Annotated in this window: 11 protein-coding genes; 3 read left to right on the top strand and 8 right to left on the bottom strand. The window is 43.0% G+C overall.

Annotated elements, in window-relative coordinates:
- Window positions 1-15: 15 nt before the first annotated feature.
- Complete coding sequence (locus ABIB50_RS02300) at window positions 16-2727, top strand: outer membrane beta-barrel protein (RefSeq protein WP_429376916.1); 2712 nt, start codon at window positions 16-18, stop codon at window positions 2725-2727.
- Between the two features lie 92 nt (window positions 2728-2819).
- A complete protein-coding gene (locus tag ABIB50_RS02295; RefSeq protein ID WP_429376914.1) occupies window positions 2820-5546 on the top strand; it encodes a PQQ-dependent sugar dehydrogenase in 2727 nt (908 codons plus the stop codon).
- 49 nt (window positions 5547-5595) lie between these two features.
- On the opposite strand, the gene ABIB50_RS02290 is transcribed toward ABIB50_RS02295, so the two are convergent.
- Both ABIB50_RS02290 and ABIB50_RS02285 read right to left on the bottom strand, forming a co-directional pair.
- A complete protein-coding gene (locus ABIB50_RS02290; RefSeq protein WP_429376912.1) occupies window positions 5596-6633 on the bottom strand; it encodes a family 43 glycosylhydrolase in 1038 nt (345 codons plus the stop codon).
- Window positions 6634-6637: 4 nt separating this feature from the next.
- Window positions 6638-8497: a heparinase II/III domain-containing protein gene (locus tag ABIB50_RS02285; protein ID WP_429376910.1), complete on the bottom strand. Its 1860-nt coding sequence runs from the start codon at window positions 8495-8497 to the stop codon at window positions 6638-6640.
- A gap of 145 nt (window positions 8498-8642) precedes the next feature.
- Between ABIB50_RS02285 and ABIB50_RS02280 the strand changes: the two genes are divergently transcribed.
- Entirely contained in the window at window positions 8643-10526 is a 1884-nt protein-coding gene (locus ABIB50_RS02280; RefSeq protein WP_429376909.1) for a glycoside hydrolase family 127 protein, read from the top strand.
- A gap of 56 nt (window positions 10527-10582) precedes the next feature.
- Here ABIB50_RS02280 and ABIB50_RS02275 read toward each other — a convergent pair whose 3' ends face one another.
- The 6 genes from ABIB50_RS02275 to ABIB50_RS02250 all read right to left on the bottom strand — a co-directional run bounded on the left by ABIB50_RS02275 (window position 10583) and on the right by ABIB50_RS02250 (window position 22162).
- Window positions 10583-13051, bottom strand: a complete 2469-nt coding sequence (locus ABIB50_RS02275) for a glutaminase domain-containing protein (RefSeq protein ID WP_429376907.1) — start codon at window positions 13049-13051, stop codon at window positions 10583-10585.
- Window positions 13052-13218: 167 nt separating this feature from the next.
- Window positions 13219-15000: a sialidase family protein gene (locus ABIB50_RS02270; protein ID WP_429376905.1), complete on the bottom strand. Its 1782-nt coding sequence runs from the start codon at window positions 14998-15000 to the stop codon at window positions 13219-13221.
- A 5-nt stretch (window positions 15001-15005) separates the two neighbouring features.
- Window positions 15006-16406: a fasciclin domain-containing protein gene (locus ABIB50_RS02265; protein ID WP_429376903.1), complete on the bottom strand. Its 1401-nt coding sequence runs from the start codon at window positions 16404-16406 to the stop codon at window positions 15006-15008.
- Between the two features lie 18 nt (window positions 16407-16424).
- Window positions 16425-17342, bottom strand: a complete 918-nt coding sequence (locus ABIB50_RS02260) for a DUF5017 domain-containing protein (RefSeq protein WP_429376901.1) — start codon at window positions 17340-17342, stop codon at window positions 16425-16427.
- Window positions 17343-17371: 29 nt separating this feature from the next.
- A complete protein-coding gene (locus tag ABIB50_RS02255) occupies window positions 17372-19009 on the bottom strand; it encodes a RagB/SusD family nutrient uptake outer membrane protein (RefSeq protein WP_429376899.1) in 1638 nt (545 codons plus the stop codon).
- Window positions 19010-19024: 15 nt separating this feature from the next.
- A complete protein-coding gene (locus ABIB50_RS02250; RefSeq protein WP_429376897.1) occupies window positions 19025-22162 on the bottom strand; it encodes a SusC/RagA family TonB-linked outer membrane protein in 3138 nt (1045 codons plus the stop codon).
- Window positions 22163-22221 lie beyond the last annotated feature (59 nt).

Genomic DNA, 22221 nt, shown 5'->3' with positions numbered 1-22221 from the left:
GGGCCGATACCTTTTATGAACAAGATTATTATTTTCTTTATGCTGATGTTAATCGCATCGGTGTCGTTTGCGCAAAAAGCTTCCATAAAAGGGATTGTTATCGATTCGCTCTCGGGCGAACCTATGGAACATGCCACCGTTGCTATAGTGAACGCGAAAGACACTTCCCTGATCTCGTATACTATCACTCAAAAAAATGGTTCGTTCCTGCTTTCGGGGCTTCCAACCAATATAGGCACTAAACTCATTATATCTATGATGGCCTATAATACGCTGCGCCAAACGCTTAGCCTTAAACCCGGCGAATCGAAAAACCTGGGAAAGCTGGCACTTGACGCTAAAAATCTGAACGAAGTGGTGGTAAGAGCCGAACGGACGCCTATCATCATGAAAAAGGATACGATAGAATTTAATACGGAAACTTTTAAAACCCGGCCCAATGCAGTAGTTGAAGACTTGCTACGATTGCTACCCGGCGTACAAGTTAACTACGACGGTACCATATTTATAAACGGGAAAGAGGTAAGTAAGCTTTTAATTGATGGCAAACGTTTTTTTGGAACCGACCCAAAAGTTGCCACCCGTAATTTGGATGCCGATATGCTTGACAAGATCCAGGTTTATGATGACCGCGAAGAGGACCCCGACCATAAATTAAGCGACATGGAGGTGGGTAAGATCATCAACCTTAAAATGAAAAGTAAGATCAAAAAGAGCACCATGGGTAAAGTTTACGCCGGTATGGGCTCGCGCGGCAGGCACGAGATGGGTGGCATATTAAGCAATTTCAGGGATACCTTACAGGTAAGTTTAATAGGGCTCGCCAACAACCTTAATAAAACCGGCTTTTCATCAAACGAATTATATACCATGGGCGGCTTTGACCGGTCGGGCGGCAGCCAAGCCTGGGATGGCACTTTTGGAAGCTCATACGGTGGCGGGATTGAAAGCGTGGCATCGGCAGGTTTAAACATCAATAATAACTATGGCGAAAAGCTTAAAATGAACTTGTCCTATTTTTATACCAATACCATCAGGGATAATAGTACCAAAACGGTTGGGATGCAAACCTTAACCAAAACCATTATTAATACAGAATCGACCAATATCTCAAGGCGCGATGAGAATAAACATGGCATAAACGGGCTGATTGAATGGGTGCCGGATACGGTTGTACGGGTACGCTATGATCCGCATATGGACTTTGTACCTCAATTAAATACTACAGCAACTACCGGCAATTCGGCCAATACACAAGGTAAGCTGGCCAAGTCATTCGGCAATACTTCAAGTAAGGTATTCAATACTACGTTCTCGCATAATTTCTCTTATTACACGCGGCTGAAACGACCCGGCGATTCATTCACCCTTAACCATAGCTTATCGCTGAGTAAAAACGGATCGGACGATTTTAATTATAGCAATGTAACATCGTATGTAGCATCTATCGCTTCGTATGTCCAGGACAGGAATGGCGATAATGACCGTGCCAATAACTCGGGCGGGATCTCTGAAACTTACAACCGTCAATTCACAAAAAAATTAAATGGGGAGTTTTTAGTGAACACCCGGTACATGACCGCATCAGATCAGGGGTTTGTATATGACAGATCACCATCGGGATTATATGATCTGTTATCGCTTAACCTGAGTAAAAACCTTGACCGCAATACTTTTATACAGAACCTTCGCCCTTTATTCAGTTACGCGTTCACAGATAAGTTAACAATAAGAATTGGCCTGGACGGCGAATTGCAATACGTGATAAATAAATTCAGTGATGATAAATCGTTGGATATTGCTAAACGTTATTATTCATTCTTCCCCATATTCAGGTTAAATGCCCGGAATTTCTCTATTGATTACAGTGAGCGCCTGCAACAACCGCAAATAGATCAAATGGTGCCTATCGAGCGTAAATACAGTGATTTTTACAGAACGATAGGTAATCCCGGTTTAATACCAAGCAAGGTGCGTGCCCTGTCGGTCAACTTTTCCAAGTATGATTATAACCATCAGTTAAACATGAGTTTTTATTCGGGCTTTAACTTTACAGAGAATAACGTTGTACAAAAAACCACAAAGGACGGTACAACCGGCGCGCAAACACAAAGCTATGTAAACCAGGGAAGCGGCACCAACGCTTATTTTGGCGGTAACCTGGGTAAACAATTCAAAAAAACTAAAAAATGGCAAATTGGTATAAGTACCAATTTTAACGGCAACTATAATCACCGCGCCTTTTTCCTGAATGCCGACCAGGGCACGCAATCAAACTACAGCGTTAACGTTATCCAAAACATTAACTTTAATTATAATTCAACACTAAGTTTTAACACTAATTACGCTTTAAATTCAGCCTTTACAAATTATAGCGGGGTTGCTTACGCAGCGGTAACCACACTTAAACATACCGTAGGTACTGATGTTAGTTTGCGCTGGCCTGCGCGAATAATTTTCGACGCCCGCTATGGATATAGCTTTAACCCGCAGGTGGCTGCTGGTTTTCCAAAATCATCTAACATTGTAAACCTGGCTATTACCTTACTAATGTTAAAGAAAGATCGCGGGCAATTAAAGATCTCGGTATATGACTTATTGGATCAAAATATAGCGGTAACGCGCTATGCCGGAAACAACTCTGTTAGCACCACCGAACAGCAGATATTAAAACGCTATTTCCTCATTAACTATCAGTATAAATTAAGCGTATACAAGTCCAAATAATACTGATGTTGAAAATCTTACAGCAAATTAATTAAATGTTAAGTTGTAAAATAGTAGACTTGTAAAAGGAAACCTAACTAAAATCTTCTTTCATGAATAAAGTAAATTACTTTAAGCCTTTAATAGCCGGATGTGCTGCGCTTGGTGTTTCGGTAATGTTGTTTGCGTTTAATACTGCCGATGGCGGTAAACCAAAATCTACGCCAACCAATAATGCCAGGCTGCACAGCACCACCGCTCCCGCACTAAAAAAACCCGAAGACAACCGCTTCACCAAAACCGTTTTATATAACGATTTAAATGAACCCATGGAACTTGCGGTAGCACCCGATGGAAGGGTGTTTTTCATAGAGCGCTCAGGCAACTTTTATGCTTATAACCCCGTCAACAAACAAACTACATTAGTGCGCAAATTCCCGGTGAAGGCTGTGGAGAAGATATTACAAGGAATGTTAGGCATGACCATTGATCCTGATTTCGCGGTGAACAACTATATCTATTTCTACTACTCTGCCGATGGCAACGGGGGGTTGGTAAACCGCCTTGCCCGATACAGGATCAGTAAAACTAACCAGCTTGATCTGAGTTCAGAGAAGTCTATCATCGAAGTTCCGTTAGAGGCAGAAGTTAGCGCACACTCAGGCGGAGGAATAGCCTGGGATAAAAACAAGAACCTTTATTTATCAACCGGCGATAATACTGTGCCGTTCGAATCGGAAGGCTACGCTCCTATTGATATGCGTGCAGGCCGCCAAACATTTGATGCAGAACGCTCGGCAGGTAATACTAATGATCTGCGCGGTAAAGTGTTGCGTATTCATCCGGAAGCTAATGGTACTTATACTATACCTGAAGCTAACTTATTTAAAAAGGGCCAGGCCAATACCCGGCCAGAGATCTATGTGATGGGTTGTCGTAATCCTTACCGCATCTCTGTTGATCCTGAAACCTCAATTTTATATTGGGGCGAAGTCGGACCTGATGCCGGAACCAATGGCAAGCAAGGTCCACGCGGTTATGACGAGATAAACCAAGCGAAAAAGGCCGGAAACTTTGGCTGGCCATTTTTTGTCGGCGATAACAAAGCCTATAACAAATACGATTTTACGACTAAAGCCATCGGCGAGCTGTTTGATGTTAACGCGCCGGAAAATGCGTCGCCTAATAACACCGGGTTGAGGATTTTACCACCAGCGCAAAAGGCAATGGTTTGGTTCCCGTATGATACTTCACCGGAGTTCCCGATATTAGGCAAAGGCGGCAGGTGTATTATTGGCGGGCCGGTATATCATTATAATGCCGCGCTTAAATCTAAAACCAAGTTCCCTGAGTATTACGACAAAGTTTTATTTGTGGGCGACTATATGCGCAGCTGGATCTTTGGTGTCCGCATGGATGCCAATAATGATTATTCAAGTTTAGAGCAGTTAATGGAAAGCAACGGTGATTTCAGACGTCCTATCGACATGAAATTTGGCACTGATGGTTCTTTCTATGTTCTGGAATATGGTTCGGCATACGGGCTGGATAACCCCGATGCGCGGCTGGTACGGGTGGATTACAATGGCGGCAACCGTGCGCCTATAGCAAAAATTACCACCCAGGATACCATCGGCCTGATGCCTTATAAAGTAACCCTCAACCAAAAAAGTTTTGATAATGATGCTGATGATAAGCTAACCTACAAATGGTTACTAAACAGCCAAACGGTAATATCAACTGCCGAGACACCGGTTTACACTTTCCGTAAAAATGGCATCTATAAAATAACTTTAAAAGTTACCGATGCCGGTGGTAAAACATCAACAGATACCAAACTAATTAAAGTTGGCAACACGCTGCCACAAGTAGCTATAAGCACAGAAGCAAACAGCACCTTCTTCTTCCCTGGCGAACAGGTATTTAATTACAAAGTGGCAATAAAAGATCGCGAAGACAAAGTAATTGATCCTAAAAGAACCAAGATAAACATCAATTACATAGCACGGGTTGAGAATAGCCAAACCTTAATGGGGCACCAGGCTATCGCCCCTACTTACAACTATGGCAAGGCATTAATGGCTAAGAGCGATTGCAAAGCCTGTCATCAAACCTACACAAAGGTATTAGGGCCTGCATTCGTAGAAGTTGCCAAGCGTTACGCAACCAATAAAGATGCTGTGGATATGTTAGCCACAAAAATCATCAAAGGCGGTAACGGCAATTGGGGCGAACATGCAATGAGCGCGCACCCGCAGTTAAGTAAAGATGATGCATCAGAAATTGTAAAATACATTTTAACGCTCAACGATAAAAAGGTAGCGGTTGCTTTACCGCGCGAAGGAAACGTAACGCTTAAAGATCACCTTACATCAGCCGATGCAGGCAGGTATATTCTAACAGCGTCGTACACCGACAAAGGCGGCGCTATAACCCCGCTTACTACTACCGAGTCGTTAGTATTACGCCCGGCAAAGGTGTATGCCAATAGTGCCGATAAGTATGAAAAAGTGCCTAAAATAAATACGGTGGCAACCCTGGAGCAAGATCAGGCCTATCTTTTATTTAAGGATATCGATCTTAAAAACATCAGCCAACTTACTTACAGTTATTCCTCAAGAAACGCGGCTAAAATAGAGGTGCATACAGATTCACCTACCGGAGCCGTTATCAGCACTTTTAACATTAAAGGCAACGGTAATGATAACACCATCCAGGAAGCCGCTGCCATAACTGATCCGCAGGGAAAACACGACCTTTATTTTGTTTTCACAAAAACACCTGCTAACAGAAGAGGCTGGGTAAACCTAAGCTGGATAAATTTCGATCAGCAGAAATAACAAATTAAGAAAGCCTCCCAGCGTTAGGGAGGCTTTCTTTTTTAAACTATTATTTCTTAACAATTACTACCGGCCACTCATTCTCCCAGGCTAGCTTTTCTATACCTAAACGCTCATAAGTAGTTGTATAAGCATGATAAGCTATGTAGTCAACCCCATCAAAGGTCTCGACAGAATTATGCCCTCGCGCATAGAAAACTTTATTATCGCCTGTATCACCGCCGCGTACTAAAGTACCACCGCCCTTTGCCATATTAACACCTTCTTTATCCATATAAGGCCCGGTTATCTTTTCAGATCGGCCAACTCTTACATTATAGGTACTATTCACGCCCGAGCAACAGCTATCCCATGACACGAAGAGGTAATAATATTTATCCTTTTTAAAGATGAATGGCGCCTCGATCTGGCCGTTACCTGGTTCAGGATCGGTATATTTATAATCGCGCGGGCGGCTGGCTATGGTGTACCATTCCTGCGGCTCAGCGATGGTTTTAAAATCGGGGTTCAGCTTAACTAATTTTAATCCGTTCCAATGCGAGCCAAAGCTTAGCCAGCCGTTACCGTTCTCATCAACTGCCAGGTTAGGGTCAATAGCATTCCAATCGTCACGCCCGGTTACAGATTGTACAACCATACCCCCATCAACCCATTTGTAATCTTTCGAGTTGGGATCCAGCGTTTTATTGGTGGCTACACCTACAACTGATGTATTCTTCCCAAAAATAGACGTAGCATAATACAAATACCATAAGCCGTTATGAAAACTCAGATCGGGCGCCCAAAAGCCAAGGCCTTTAAAACTGGGCAACCTTTGTGCAACCCATTCAGGGGCTACCGAGAAAACTGACGGCTGCTTAGTCCAGCTCTTCATATCTTTTGACGCCCATACCTGGATCCCGCCGCCGGTAAAATAAACATAGTAGGTATCGCCTTCTTTAGCCATGCAGGGGTCGCGTACACCCGGATCGGTTGTAACATCGCCCACCTGGAAACGGCCACGATTACGAGCATTTGCAGCAGGTTGCTGCGCCATTGTTTTAAGGGCGCAGGCAAGCAGCACGGCTATTATTAGCTTACTTTTCATATCATCAGTTTTTTGGCCACTGGGCCAGGGTTTTGGTTTGTGGGTTAACTGGTTTAGTTCCCTGCGGGATAAGTGCGACATTAATAAATCCTTTGGTATGCGCCGGAATCTTCATTTCTAAACCAACCACACATGTGCCGGGGTTTGGAGCATCATAATCCATCTTCGGGGCCGTCGACCACGTTTTCATTTCGACAGGAAACTTGCCCGATGCCTGTAATAACAAGGTTTTACCATCCTTAGTTAAAGTGGCGCTATTTTTATCAAGGGTGACTGTGGCGCTTGTAACCATCGACCATCTTACTGTTATACTATCCGACGATTCTAATTCATCCCTTACTATCACATATTTCTTATCCACTATGGCTACCCCGCGTGTTGCTTTGGCAACCTTATCAGCATAAATAGAGCTCAGATCAACAATAGCATTTTGAAATGCAGGATTTGCAGATGAACTAACAATAGTTGCTGAGCCTTTTACTAATTGTAAAGCGTTATCTATTGTTAGTGTGCTATGGTTATAGTTATTGTATCTTAGTATTTGCCAGCGTTGCGAGTTTTGTTTGTTGTTCCACAGGTCCACTTTTTTTGATTCCAGCGACTCATAATCCTGCATTCCAAGATCAATCCCCCACCGCACGCCATCAGCTTCCATTACAAACGAACCCGCATCCATATGTGCGTGGTTTACTGATGGCGAACCGGCTTTTACCCCGACAAAAATAGCATTAGGACCGCCCCAGGCTGTACGCATCATGGCTACGGGGTTTAACCCGCCACCTACCCACATGGTAGCTTTAGGTGGGGTGATCTTAGCTGATGGGATCCCTTTGCTCCAAATTAAGGTAGCAGGCAGCAATCGGTTTTTCGATACAGCGCGTGTTGCCAACTCCTCCTTTTGTGTCCATAAAAGCGATGGATCATTTAGTTTATTTGCAAACCAAAACATGGCCGGATTAAAATCCTGCCCCGCGCCCGAATCGGAATAGTTAAAAGGCACACCTTTAGCACCTGTCATACTTTCCAGGTAGCCCGCCGTTTTCAAAAAACCCGGCTTTCCCGACAAACCAAAGTCTTTACCGAACGCAGTTTCTAAAACATTTATCAGCATAACATTAAATGATGTGCCGTACTCCCAATAGCCATACCCTTCGGGATAAGCACCATCCGGTGCGTAAGCTTCCATAGGCAGGTCGACAGAATTAATTGCACGGTTTATCATTTGCACCGACAGATCAGGATGATCTTCGTAAGTCGCCAAAGCCCCGTAAGTGATCCCGGCGTTACAAACCTGGTTCCAGTTGTTGATTACCCTTAGCCAGCTATTATAAGCTTTATCTAATGATGTATTGATGCCTTTATTTACGATAGCATCCCTAACCAATACCTTTGTACTTTCAGACAGATCATTGTATAGCCAATCATAGCCTATTGCTACCGCCATGGTCATTTCGCCAACGTCCAGATAATGTGTCGGGTTCCAGTCTGCAAATGATGATACTGCTATCAGCTCTTTCTCTGCCTGTTTTAAGTAAAGGTCATTATGGGTCATCCGGTAACCATAGGATAAATAAAATATCCGGTGAAGGGTCTCTCTTGAAACCCCCAATAACCGCTTACCAATTTTTTGATAATGAACCGGCTGGATGTTGATCATGGCATCACAGTTTTTTATTATCGCCTGGTGAACTTTAAGCAGGTTAGCATCCGCATTTATATTAGCCAACAACTCTTTTTCCTGCCCTGCCAATAATAGTATCCTTGGGTGGGTCGGAAGCTTAACGTCTGCCGTCACCAATTGCGCGTTGGCAATAGCTGCCAGCAAAAAAAGACCTATGGTTAACAGGTATTTAAAAGTCTTCATAAGCGTAATAATATAATTGGTCGACGAAGTTGTCTATACAAATATTGGTTAAATTATAGTATTGCTGATAATTATAGATAAATTTAGCTGTAATATTTACATTACCTAATTATAGACCACAGTTTTTATTAACGCTTTAATATCCATGAATAAATTAAAAAAGTTATTCGCCTTACTGGCAATACCGTTTTGTTTAAGTGCCAGCTATGCTCAAAATGTTAAACCGGCTGTAAAAGACGCGTTATCCCCTGGTACCGAAGTGCACTTAAATGGCTACCTCGCTACGCGATTATCAGACGATTTGAACAACCGCATCCTGGCTCAAGACGTTGACCGCTTAGTTAACGCCTTTAAACCCGAAAACAGAACCGAAGCGCATTTATGGCAAAGCGAGTTCTGGGGCAAATGGTTCACATCTGCTGCATTGGCATATAAATATCAACCTGATGCTAAATTAAAAGCCGTGCTTGACCATGCAGTTACCGGCTTATTAGCTAACCAAACGGCTGACGGCTACATAGGTAATTATGCCGAAGCCCACCGTTTGGAAGAATGGGACATTTGGGGCCGAAAATACTGCATGTTAGGGCTGATGGCTTATTATGATATAACCAAAGATAAAAAGAGCTTACAGGGCGCAATTCGCGTTGCAGATAACCTGATTGATGAGCTGAATAAAAAGGATGAGGTTATAGTAACTAAAGGGAATTACCGCGGTATGGCGGCATCATCAGTATTAGAACCTATTTGCCTGCTTTATAATCGCACCGGTAATAAAAAGTACCTGGACTTTGCACAGGAAATCGTTCGCCAATGGGAAACACCGCAGGGCCCTCACCTGATAAGTAAAGCCCATACCAATGTGGCCGACCGTTTCCCGAAACCAAAAAAATGGTATAGTTATGAGCAGGGACAAAAGGCTTATGAAATGATGTCGTGCTACGAAGGTTTATTGGAGCTTTACCGCATAACCGGCAACGAAACTTATAAAAAAGCAGTTGAGGATACGTGGGCAAATATTAAAAAGACAGAGATAGATATTGTTGGCTCAGGCGCATCAACCGAGATGTGGTTTGGCGGCAAGGCGGTTGAGAATACGCCCATAAATCACTTCCAGGAGACTTGCGTTACTGTGACGTGGCTGAAGCTTACCGAGCAATTATTACGCCTTACAGGCGATGCTAAATATGCTGACGAGGTTGAAAAGACCTACTATAATGCTTTGCTTGGTTCGCTAAGTAATAAGGGTGCCAGCTGGGCAAAGTATACACCATTAAACGGTCAGCGGTTATTAGGCAGCGAACAATGCGGCATGGGGTTAAATTGCTGCGAGGCAAGCGGGCCGCGGGGTTTATTTCTTCTGCCTATGCACATGCTCATGGAAACACAAACAGGTTTACAGGTTAACTATTTTGCTGATGGAACCTATAAATTAAAAAGCCCTAAAGGTCAAGCCATTAGTTTAAATCAACATACAACCTATCCAAGATCGGGTTCGATCGATATGGATGTTGAGCTATCAAAATCCGAAGAATTGGAAATCAGGATCCGCATACCTTCCTGGAGTAAAGTCAACAAACTAATTGTAAACGGTGAGGCTATCAATGATATACAACCGGGCAGCTACGCTAAAATTAAACGCACCTGGAAAACCGGCGATAAGATATCCTTACAATTAGATATGCGCGGCCGTGTTATACAAACCGGCACAACTTTGCAAAGCATGGCCATAGTTAGAGGCCCTATTGTATTAGCCAGGGATACCCGATTTGAAGGAACAGGTATTGGCGCATATATGAAACCTTTTTCTGATAAAAACGGTTATATCAATCTTACCGAAGTACCAAATAACACCGGCGATGAGATCCTGGTGCTTTATAAAGCAAACTTTTTACCCGAAGCTAATACCGAAAAGGGGCCCGCAGCTGTAAGTATTACGCTGTGCGATTATGCATCGGCAGGTAACGGCAAGGAGCATTCATTTTTCGAGGTTTGGAGCCAGCAGTTGTTTCATCCGCAGGATAACTAAACAAAAAGCCTTAGGTTTTCACCTAAGGCTTTTTAACGTTATTTAATTGATCCAGCTTATTTCAAGATCGGTTTATCCCTTAAAACTTTCATCCAGTAACCGCCAATTACGCTACGTGCCTGGAAGCCTACCATTTTTCCGGTAGTGGTTTCGTGCCAGTCGCTTAGTGGTACGCGCGATTGGGTTTCTGTCGCGAATTTAAATACCGGTTTTAGTAAAGCGTCAAAGTCCGATTTTTTGTCTGCCATAGCAGCTGTCCACATTATCCAGTCGGATTTTGTGTAGGTCTTGCGGCTATCCAACGGCAAACCAAATTCGTTTTGATGATTTAAGTAAAAAGCCATCTCGGTATCATATACTTTTTGCGGGAACAGATTTAAGTTCAAAACCTTATCCCATACCATATTATATTTTTGGCTCCAGGTATTTTTGCTATCGAAAACCAAACCATAGTGGTCGCCTGCATCATCTTTAGCTATCCATTTCTGGGCGTAATCTGCCGCCATTGCACTGTATTTTTGTGCGGTTGCATTATCGCCTAATAGCTTGGCCATTTGGGCATATGCGCCAATAGCTACAATTGCTTTTACAGACAAATTAGCGTTGTGCGCTAAATGGCCCGCAAAGTCATCAGTACATAATTGGTTACCCGGGTCAAAACCTGCTTCAGCTAAATAGTTAGTCCAGATGGTTAAGGTTTGCCAATGTTTTTTAGCATAGCCCGGATTGTGCTGTGCCTTAACAATAGCAGCAGCTAAAATTATCATGTTTCCGCACTCTTCAACTGGCATATCCTCGCCATAAGTTTGGCCATTGGCTAACGGATAAGTACCAAGATCGTGCGCTGCGAAAGGCTTTTTCCATTTACCGCTTTCACTGTAATAAAAAATACCGTTAAGCATACCAGCCATTAAGTTTGGATTATATAACAGGTATAACGGTGCAGATGGATAAGTTACGTCAACCGTATTGATAGAGCCATTGCTAAAGTTTTCTTTTGATAACCATAGAATATCGCCCTGCGGGCTTTTAACCAAAATATGCGCAGCTATACTTTGACGATAAGCCATGTCGCATAATTTTGCATACTGCTCGCCGCCTGCTTTAAAGGCATCAGCATAAATTAATTTATCGGTAGCGTTACATTTAGCTATAACCGCAGCGTAGTTTTTGCTTGCTTTGGTTAAAGCACCATCCATTGTAGCGCCCGGGGCATTGCGCCACCATGGGCGAAGTTTAGTACCAAAGTATTGTACTGAGTACAGATCGTCATAACCTATCATGGTATATTTGCTTACCGCGCTTGTACCAACAAGGCCTAAAGGCAAAACTACGTTTAACATTAACTGCTTGCCGCTGCCGGTAGTTGATGTATATTTGTTTTTAGCAAACGAGCCAATAGCGTCTTTATCCCCGGTTATATATTGTTTAGCACCCAAAACAGCCGGAGCTGCTACGTAAGCATATCCCCAGTCGATACGCAGGTTATCACCTTTCTTTTGTAATACCGGTTGATCTACAGTACCTGTTTTTAATATTCTTAATCCATTTTTACTGTAAGCAGATGCCTGTACGGCTTGCGATGGCGTGTTTACCGCTACATTACTGCTTACGCCCTGGTAAACGCTAATGTTATGCTTTTTCCCATCGGTTGATCTGGCCTGGTAAGTGATGTAGGATACCGGGGATGAAAATAGATTGAGATCGCTCATTATTAACGGCGAAGTGAACGTAACTTTCAGACTTGCAGGGCCGCATTTAAAGGTATAAAAGGTTTGGGTTGCTGTTACTTGTACATTTGTTTGTTCAGCCGGTACTACAGCATCTACGCTTTTATCTTCAACACCTTCTACCAAACCTGCATCCAAATAGCTGCCGCCTGCGGTATTTTTGATATGGATAGCCATTACGTTCTCGCCGGTTTTTAAAGCTGATGCATCGGCTAATGGGAACGTATCTAATCCATCATTCCACCCTCTTTTGCGGAATACTTGTTTGCCGTTTATAAATACTTCAATGTTATCATCATAAAATATTTTCAGGAACAGCTTTCCTGTTGGCACTTCGTTCAGGGTAAACTTACGTCGTGCCCAAAGGTCGCCCCTGCGCCAGTTGGTGCCCTGTTTGGCACGTTCATCGCCAAATGGGGCTGCACCTGTTTTCCAGCTACCGTCGGCAAAGTCAGGCTTTTCCCAGCCATCGCCAGGCGCATCATTAGTATAGGCTACAGTGTACGCCTGTTCATCAGTTGCAGCCAATACAATTTTATATTGTAGTGACGGCTGGCCCATAAAGCGATAAAATTTATCGTCAACTTTAATCACGCCCAAAATTGATTGGTCTTTTCCTGTCCAATGTTTGGTAACAGACTCGTTCAATTTATCGGTGGTAGACCAGATGCTGAAATAAGCATTGTGCGTAATTAACGGATAAGCCGGTAATTTATCCTGCGCCTTTACTATGCCGGCACAAGCCGTTATCAAACTTAGGACAAGGAGATTTAGCTTCCTGAATGTGTGTTTCATGAACAATAGTTTATAGTGGTAAATCTGAATGAGCTGTAAAGCTAACAAATGATAAAAAACTACAAAATCATTTTATGATTTAATTGCGGATAAGAAAATCATCCTAAAGAAAAAACCCGCTAACTTTCGATTCAGCGGGTTTAAAAAAGTTGGCTATGGCCGTATTGTTAAGGTTTCCAGAATGTTGATCCCAGGAAATATTTACCAAACAGGTTAAAGTAATAAACAGTCATCACGCTGCCATCATCAAATTGGATAGATTCGGGATACCCGACATCCCAATTAATAAAATCGTTGCGCAATTGCACTTCTGTTTTAATGTCCCAGGTTTTACCGTTATCGTTACTAAAGCAAGCTCTTATACCCCCGGGCTCAGAATGGCGGCCCGGACCTTCCCTAATGCCGTAGGTAGCCATCACTCTGCCATCTTGCAGTTGAATTAAATCTGCCGGGTGGCCTATCATATCTGTTTTAATTATAGGCACCCAGGTTTTGCCGTCATCATCAGAGTAGGTTGTGTAGATATTATTTTCATCCTGTTTATTACGCATGGCGGCTACAATGCGGCCCGATTTAGTGCGTACTATACCGGGTTCGCTAAAGCCTTCGTATTTACCTCCCGGATCGCCCACTATAGTTGAAAGATATTTCCAGCTTTTGCCTTTGTCGGTTGATTTGATCATCACAGAACCAACATTCTTGCTATCACCATCAATGCCATAGCCAATTACACCCATCAATACCGAACCGTCCGGCATCTCAATCGGCGCATCAGTCGGTCCTTCAATACCTTTAAATGGCATGCCGGTAAGATCAATATTATTCATGGTCGACCAGGTATGTCCATTATCTGTAGACCGGATAAGGTTGGAACCCAGGCGGGGCTTATCTGTTGGCGGCAGTTTGCCTTTGCCCTCCCAGTTATAGGTACCATCAACGGTATAATTGTTATTATAAAACATGCTGACGATGATGGTACCATCCTTTAATTGAATACCGCAGCCTTCGCGTTCATCCAAATCTTTAACACCCCCAATTACCTGTTTTTCGCCCCATGTTTTGCCGCCATCCTTACTGCGCAGCATAATTACATCGCCATCGTTGGCATAATGTTCGGTAGCCTCACGGGCCATCAATAACATTTCTCCGTTTTGTAATTTTATAATATCCGCAGGATGAATATGGCGATAACCGTTGGTGTAGATCACGCTGTGCTGATACTTATCGGTACCCAGCATTTTGCTGTATAGCTGTGTAGCCAGAATGTGCGTTTGCTCGTTAAAAAGGTTAGCATCTGCCCGTAAAGTGTTAATTTGGGCCTGGAGTGAAGCTATAGTGCTTGCCTGCAATACATCGTGGTAGCTTTTTATCATAAACCAGCCGTTATGCCATCTTTCAAACGGAAGTACCTCTATTTCAATTAAGGCTGCCTTGCCGGCTTCTACAGCCGATGTCGGCACACTCAACTGGTAGATACCGCTGTTGCCATTCAGGCCAAATTCGCGATGGGCGCTGGTGTACGGAAATTCTACTCTTTTAGAGATGTATTTCAGTTCGTACTCCCCCTCATGCCAGGTATAGTCCTTCATGCGGCCCAGCGTAAATGTGAGCGCATAATGGCCGTTAACTGTTAACCTCACTTGCGGCCCTACAGTAATTTCAGGGGGCAGAACGCTGGTTGCAGCTATGAACGAGAAAGTGGTAGGTGCCTTATTGGTTACCGCTGCTGTTTTCCACGACAGCCTATTTTTTTGCATTTGTCCGGGTGCCCACCATCCAGCTGTCATATAGCCTTTGGTCATGCCTCTGAAATCCATCGCGGGCCTGCTTCTATTTGCATTGTAGTGGAAAACTACGGTATCAAATCCTTCTACCTGTTGTTTGCTTTGCGCAAACACTGCCGTGCCGGCTCCAACCAACAGCACAAAAACGTACAATACCTTCTTCATAACTATTACGGCGTCAGCAATGTGCCAATAATATTTAGTATCCCATTTGTTGTTACTACGTTCCCTGTAGCCACCGCAATAGCAGCCGGGTTTGACGGGCCTTTTACTTTATATCCGCTGGTGGTATTAATAGTAAGAGTTGTGCCTGATAAAGAAGTAACGGTACCACCCTCGGCAACGCTGATATTATTTATTCTTTTAGGTACGATATGTAATTTTAGTATCGCGGCCAGTTTTTCTGGACTCTCGGCATTAATCGCAGCTACATTGGCATACCCGGCAGCTATTAAGCCGGTATTGTTTACGGCATATACAGTGAATGATGACGTACTTGATAAAAAGCTTGTGAAATTATATTTCGGGTCGGCAGTGCTGGCGCGTTGTATAAGCGCCGCGAACATGGTTAGCGTAGCATCTGCGTTAATACGATCAAGGGTAGTTGTAGTAATTGGCGTTGGAAAAAACCTCCCTACAGCGTGTACCACCCCGTTATTTGCAGTGAGGTTTCCACCCGCGTTACCAAAAAGTACGCCATTAGCATACCACGAGGTTATATTTGCGCTGTTTTTGGCGATATCGAAATAAATGTTGGTACCGTTGTATGCTTTTACCGCCACACTATCAAAAGCCGAGGTAAGTTTTGTACCCTGCATCATTTGATATTTAAGCAGGTTGCCTAAAACATCGGGAGCTGCTGCCGTTACCGCTGCTACAGTTGCATAACCGGCAGTAATAAAAGCATCATTATTGGGTGCAAATAAGGTATATGGTTCGGTACCGGTAAATAAGGCTGTAAAATTAGTGCTGCCTGTGCTTGCTCTTGTAATAGCAGCCTGCAAGTAAGTATATTGTTGTGCAGCCACAGTAAAGTTGGCGGTATAAGCAGTAATTACATCTAAAATTGTTGGCCTGCTATAAATTAACCTGTTTATGGTATTTAAATAACCGCCGGTAGTTTTTAGATTTTTGTTGAGGATATCTCCCCCTTCAACATAGTATGTTGTCCCTATTTTCTGCACGCTAATTTGCCTTCCACTAAGTGTAGCTTTAGGAGCAGTGATTGTAGTTGCATCAAGCTTACCTGCAATTATATGATTCTTTACCAGGGTAATCACCTCTGCCAAAGGCAGCGTTTGTATAAGTGTTTGCGGATATCCCGCATTGGTAAAGGCGGTGTTATTAGGCGCAAATACAGTATAAGCATCGTTGCTACTTAGCAATCCGGCAAGACCGGCCCTGTCAACGGCTATTTTAAATATGGAGAAATTATTATCATTAGTAATTAATACATATGGCGTAGCGCTATCCGGCGGATAATCATATGATGCTAATTTTTTGCAACCAGCCAGGCCAATAAGGCAGAGCAGTACAATTGCTATGGATATTTTTGTAGTGATCTTTTTCATTGATCTTTAGATTAAAAGCTATTTAACGTTTATCGTAAGTTCTTTAACTGTTTGCTTGTTATCCCATTTGTTGGCGTTAATAGCCTCAAAGGATACTGTATAGGTGCCTGCTGCCGGATAGCCGGCAAATTTGTAAGTGGTTAATTTTGTTGTAGCACTAATTTTAACACTCACACCAAAAGCACGTTGAGCGCGATTAAGCTGGATGGGTTGGCTGATGATCCAATCTTCGTTATCATCAGCATTAATAGCGCCGCCGGTAAAGGTTAACGCAGTAGCGTTAAACGACCAGTTGTTTGCCGAGTTTAATATACTGTACGTTCCCCAGGTTGACGCTGTCGTGGCAACTGAGGTAACCGTGCCGTCAGCCGCTACGTTATCAAGGGCAAGACTTTTTATTGCCCATGTGGGTTGTGCAGCGACGGCATCTTTTTTGGCTGTGTATTTAAAGGCCAGGAAGACCGATGTACCGGGGGTGTATTGGTCGGATAAATCAATAACTCCTGATTGCGTATCTGTACCGGTTGATAATGTTGCCTTTGAGGTTAAATCAACCCACGTGGCTTTTTGGATGTCATCCGCGTTGAACGCGTTCGCGAAGTCCCTTGACATTAGTACACTAAGCGTATTGGCCTGCGTGCCGGCTCCGGTACGTAGCGATGTAAACTGTAACTGCGGTTTGCCAACAACGGATACCCGGTCTTTATTCTTGTATTCAGCGTTAACCGGGCTTTTTACACCTGAGTAAAAAGTCACTACATCAGCAGTTCCTGAAAATGTAAATACCACAGGTTCGTTTATTGCGTAGTCTGTTTTTTCAACGCTTACATCAAAATTGGGCGTTTCAATCGATTGCTTTTTGCAACCCGGTAGTATTAGCAATCCTACAAGGCCTACACCAAAGCATTTATATAAGTATTTTAGATTTGTTCTCATTTTTCTATATATTTCTTAATGGATTGATGTTACCAGCCCTCATTTTGTTTAAGGGCCTTATTATATTGCAACTCTGAAGTTGGGTAAGGCCATAACAGGTCGCGGCCAGTAATTTTATTCAAATTCAATACAGCGAAATAGGCGCTTCCGCTCGCGGTACCCCTATTGGTTTCGGCAGGTGCAGCAGTATCGGTTATATCTGACAATAGCGCTTTTATAGTAGGTACAAATATGCCCCAGCGTATTAAATCATTTTTCCGTAACGCCTCGCCGGCCAATTCTCTGAAACGCTCGTTTTGTAGCTCAGCCTGGAAAGCAGCTTTACTTAATCCGGCCGGCTCGTCAGCTTCGGTAATATTTGTGGCGCCAGGCTGCATTTTGCCCCAGCCTCTCTCTCTTACCTGGTTAATGCACGAGTACGCCAGCGCCGTAGGTCCATTTAAATAATTTTCGGCTTCGGCTAACATCAACAGCACATCCGAGTAACGCACAACCGGCCAGTTAACCGGCGACTGACTGGATACCTGGGCAGGAAGCGGGCCAAAATATTGCCTGAATTTGGCAAAATACCGCTCATAAAGCTGGGCCGATGTAAAGAATACCTTGTTAGCGTCAATATCCGCATCAGATTGCTCAGTGCCATTAACCACATGCCATTTAAACGGAGTGCAAGTCCAGTCGCGACGAAGATCTTTTGTAGCCGTAAAAGATCCGTAAGAAAGGATCAGCTTCCTGGTTACGTTGTATTGTCCAACAGAGGCACCAAAGGCGACGTTGGTATTCCTAATACCATCTAGGTATCCAATACTGCCTGATGGATTAGAGTTGCCTGATACGTAGTTAAAATCGATTTCCCAGATAGATTCTTTTTTATCAATTGTGCCATTTGCATAGTTTTTAAAAACCTGGGTAAAATCAGTATTTAGCGAATGGAGTTTTGAGTCCACCACTTTTTGCGCCCAATCTTTGGCGTCCTGGTATTTAGAAACATCGTTAAGCGGAAATCCTGCCATAGTTAAACAAACACGGGCCAGTATAGCCTGCACTGTTGATTTAGAAGCATAGCCGGCACCTCCGTAGTTAGCCACTGTCGCGGCAGGCACTAAAGCTTCAGCGTCTTTAAGATCTTTTAAAATCAGCGCATACACATCTTTTATTGGTGTAGCAGGTAAGTTTACATCGGTTGGATCGGTTGACGGTGTCAATCTAACCGGTATGGGGCCCCACTCTTTAACCAATTCGTAATAAATAAAGCCACGCAGGAATAAACCTTCGCCTTTAATTATGCCCCGCTGGGTTTCGTCCATAGGTACGCGTGGCAGATTAGCCAATAAAATATTAACATATTGTATTGTCTGATACATGTAGTTCCACCTTGTGGCCCATTGCGGATCAGACGCTGTTAAACCAAGGTTTGCCGGGAAAGCCGCAGATAAATTAGTATAGCAATCGTCGGATGTTTGGTAACGGAACTGGTAATAACCGCCAAGCACTTCTCTTTTAGTAAGCATTTGCCAGGCTGCTCCTAAAGCTGCAGTAGCATCTTCAGGCTTGGCAAAATATTGATCGGGTGATAAAAAATCCTGAGGCTTGGTATCAAGAATTTTTTTACAACTGCCGCAAAGCAGCGTTAAAGCTATTAAACTTGTTGTAAATATCTTTTTCATATATTTTAGTTTAAATTATAACGATAAGTTAATGCCACCGGTTATGGTGATGGGACGCGGATAGCTTGAATAATCTAAAGCAGGGCTTAACGCTGTTGAGTAAGTAGATACCTCAGGATCATAACCTTTGTAGCCTGTTATAGTAAACAGGTTAGCTGCAGAAACAAACACCCTTAACCTGTTTATTTTATATCGGGTTAACCATTTTTGAGGGAAATTGTAGCCCACATTAAACGCTTTTAACCTGAGATATGATCCATCCTCAACATAACGGGTAGAATATACAGCACTGTTTTGCCCTATTTTGGCTATGTCAGTATTAGTATTATTAATTGTCCAGCGGTTGGCATAATCGGCAAAGGCATTTTGAGGGCCCAAATTACTACGGAAGGTCACAGAACCACCAGTGAACCAAATTCGGTTAGCATTGATGATATCGTTACCATACGACCATTGGAAAAACATGTTAAGGTCGAAGTTTTTGTAGCGGAAATTATTGCTCCAGCCACCTACATGTATCGGGTAGCCATTGCCTATAACAGTTTTATCGTTATCGTTTATAGTACCATCATTATTAATATCACGATATTTTTCCATACCGGGTACCATAGAAGCACGGCTTTGTGTCGGCCCGTTTAAGGGCAAATTTGCTTTTAAAAGGTAAGTCCCATTTGGTTGTTTATCAAAATCCTCTAACTGATATAAACCATCAGATATGTATCCATAGATCTGGCCCAGCGGCCCGCCAACTTTTGATATAAAGGCTGGTATGCTGGTAAAGTTTGGATCCCAGTTTACATTGGTAGTAAGGCCTTCTTCACTTGGATCGGATAAAGCATCTAACCGGTTTTTATTGAACGATATATTGAAATTGGTAGAATAATCAAAATTTTTGCTTTTGATTATATCTGCACCTAAAGTGATCTCAACACCACGGTTGCTTAAACTGGCAATATTACGAATGGCAGATGTGTAACCAACGTTGCCAGGCAGCGGGGTACGGTACAGCAAATCCGTAACTTTATTATGATAATATTCTACAGTTAAGTTAATGCGGTCATTTAAAAATCCCAGATCAACTGCTATATTCTGTTTGGTATCGGTTTCCCATTTCAATGTTGGATTAGGCAGTGTGCTGGTAACGGCATTAAACCCAACAAGGCCACCATTTAAATACAATTGGCTGGTAAAGTTTAAGTTGGCTACATAGTCAAAATCACCTACACGGTTGTTACCGGCAGTACCATAGCTTGCCCTGATATTAGCGTCCGAAATAATAGTTTGCTTTTTCATAAACGCCTCCTCGCTCAGCTTCCACTTAACGGCGGCAGATGGGAAGTACCCCCAACGATTATCCGAAAATTTCGAACTACCATCAGCCCGGAAAGTACCGCTTATATAATATTTACCAGCATAGTTATAGCCTACGCTACCAAAGCCGGATTCAAGTGTGTTATAGGATATCCGGGCAACCGCGCCGTTTTGTTGTACTATACCAACGTCAATGCCGCTCAAGCCCAATCTTTCATCAGGTATAAAGTTTGAACTCAACCCAAACGATTTATAGTTGGTGCGTTGTAAATCTGTACCTAGTAGTACAGTCAAGTGATGCTTGTCTCCAAAGACGTTATCGTATTGTAGCAGGTTAGTATTAGTATATACATCAATTATCCCATTTAAAACCGAGCCATTCACCCCAATTGTTCCATATTTCCCACCGCTCCGGGTTTTGGTATTGTTGAATGCTTCGGTACGCTGGTCGGTCGAGTTAATTGACCCCCTGATAGTAAATTTCAGGTTTTTAAGGATGCTATAGTCAATATACACATTGCCAATCACGTTTTTATTGATCTTGTTCCTTAACTCGTTTTGGTATGATATAATAGGATTTAAGCGTGCATCGGTTGGGTAACTGTTATCCGGATCATACAACAGATCTTCCAGAGGGAAGTCGCCGAACGACGGGCCTGCAATCGGGCGGTAAGTATAGGCACTAAAAAACAACGATGAGGTTGATCCCGGCGAAGGGTCACCTCCGGTTGTCATATTACGGGTGTATGTTAAAGTACCGCCCACCTTTGCTTTTGATCCTACTTTTTGATCAAGCGATATTTTACCTTGATATCTGGTATAATCTGATGCTATAATGATACCTGTTTGATTAACATAGTTACCCGATATGGCATAATTGGTATTTTCGTTTCCGCCCGAAACCATTAATGAATGATTATTAGATACACCGGTCCTGATCAGCTGATCTTGCCAGTCGCTGCCTTTTACGTCACGGTAATCTTCCAGGGTCTTACCATTTGTTAAGTATGGGTTATTGGTAGGGAACTGATCCTGCGCCAACCGCACAAACTCATAAGGGCTTAATAGCTTATAAAACTTGTAGGGTTGATTTATACCATAATATCCGCTATAGTCAACTTTTGACGGACCTTTTTTCCCTCTTTTAGTTGTAATAACAATTACACCATTACCACCTCTGGAACCATATATGGCTGTTGCCGAAGCATCTTTAAGTACTGATATACTTTCGATATTGGCCGGGTCTATCATGTTATTATCGGGGCTTTCAATAGGCACACCGTCAATAACATACAACGGCGAGCTATCCTGGGTAAGCGATCCTAAACCACGTATCAAAATAGTAGGTTGTGAACCTGGCTTACCATCTGGAGATACCACCTGGATACCCGGCACCCTGCCGGCCAACGTTTCGGCAAACGACTGAACAGGAGCTTTTTGCAGGTCGGCCATATTTACCGTACTTATGGAACCTGTTAAATCCTTACGTACTGTACTGGTATAACCGGTAACAACTACTTCATTTAACCCTGTTTGGCTTTCCTCAAGCGTAATGGGGATAATATCGCGGTTGTTTATAAGTACTTCCTGAGTGCCAAATCCTATAAAACTTGCAATTAATGTTTTATAGCCCGGGGCTGACCGGATGGAGAAAGCACCATTATTATCTGTAATGGTACCTGCCTGCGTATCTTCTTTTACTTTTATACTAACCCCGGGTATAGTATTGCCCTGAACATCCTTAACAACTCCCTTTATAAAGGTTTGCGAAAAAACGGTTAACGAAAAAAATAAAAATGTCAGCGATAGCAGTCCTTTCTTATTGCTGTAAAATTTGAGCATATGATCCTTTGTTTATTCGTGAAAAAGATTGGTTCATTATCATTGTTTTTGGTGCCAAA

It is taken from the genome of Mucilaginibacter sp. UYCu711, assembly GCF_050433825.1.
GTDB lineage: Bacteria > Bacteroidota > Bacteroidia > Sphingobacteriales > Sphingobacteriaceae > Mucilaginibacter.
The sequence above is the reverse complement of the archived record's forward strand: the minus strand, read 5'-3'. Positions and strand labels throughout refer to the sequence as shown.

Bases quoted from the DNA above. Each gene is read 5' to 3' on its own strand.
- ABIB50_RS02300 (WP_429376916.1), top strand. From the start codon at position 16: ATGAACAAGATTATTATTTTCTTTATGCTGATGTTAATCGCATCGGTG.
- ABIB50_RS02295 (WP_429376914.1), top strand. From the start codon at position 2,820: ATGAATAAAGTAAATTACTTTAAGCCTTTAATAGCCGGATGTGCTGCG.
- ABIB50_RS02290 (WP_429376912.1), bottom strand. From the start codon at position 6,633: ATGAAAAGTAAGCTAATAATAGCCGTGCTGCTTGCCTGCGCCCTTAAA.
- ABIB50_RS02285 (WP_429376910.1), bottom strand. From the start codon at position 8,497: ATGAAGACTTTTAAATACCTGTTAACCATAGGTCTTTTTTTGCTGGCA.
- ABIB50_RS02280 (WP_429376909.1), top strand. From the start codon at position 8,643: ATGAATAAATTAAAAAAGTTATTCGCCTTACTGGCAATACCGTTTTGT.
- ABIB50_RS02275 (WP_429376907.1), bottom strand. From the start codon at position 13,051: ATGAAACACACATTCAGGAAGCTAAATCTCCTTGTCCTAAGTTTGATA.
- ABIB50_RS02270 (WP_429376905.1), bottom strand. From the start codon at position 15,000: ATGAAGAAGGTATTGTACGTTTTTGTGCTGTTGGTTGGAGCCGGCACG.
- ABIB50_RS02265 (WP_429376903.1), bottom strand. From the start codon at position 16,406: ATGAAAAAGATCACTACAAAAATATCCATAGCAATTGTACTGCTCTGC.
- ABIB50_RS02260 (WP_429376901.1), bottom strand. From the start codon at position 17,342: ATGAGAACAAATCTAAAATACTTATATAAATGCTTTGGTGTAGGCCTT.
- ABIB50_RS02255 (WP_429376899.1), bottom strand. From the start codon at position 19,009: ATGAAAAAGATATTTACAACAAGTTTAATAGCTTTAACGCTGCTTTGC.
- ABIB50_RS02250 (WP_429376897.1), bottom strand. From the start codon at position 22,162: ATGCTCAAATTTTACAGCAATAAGAAAGGACTGCTATCGCTGACATTT.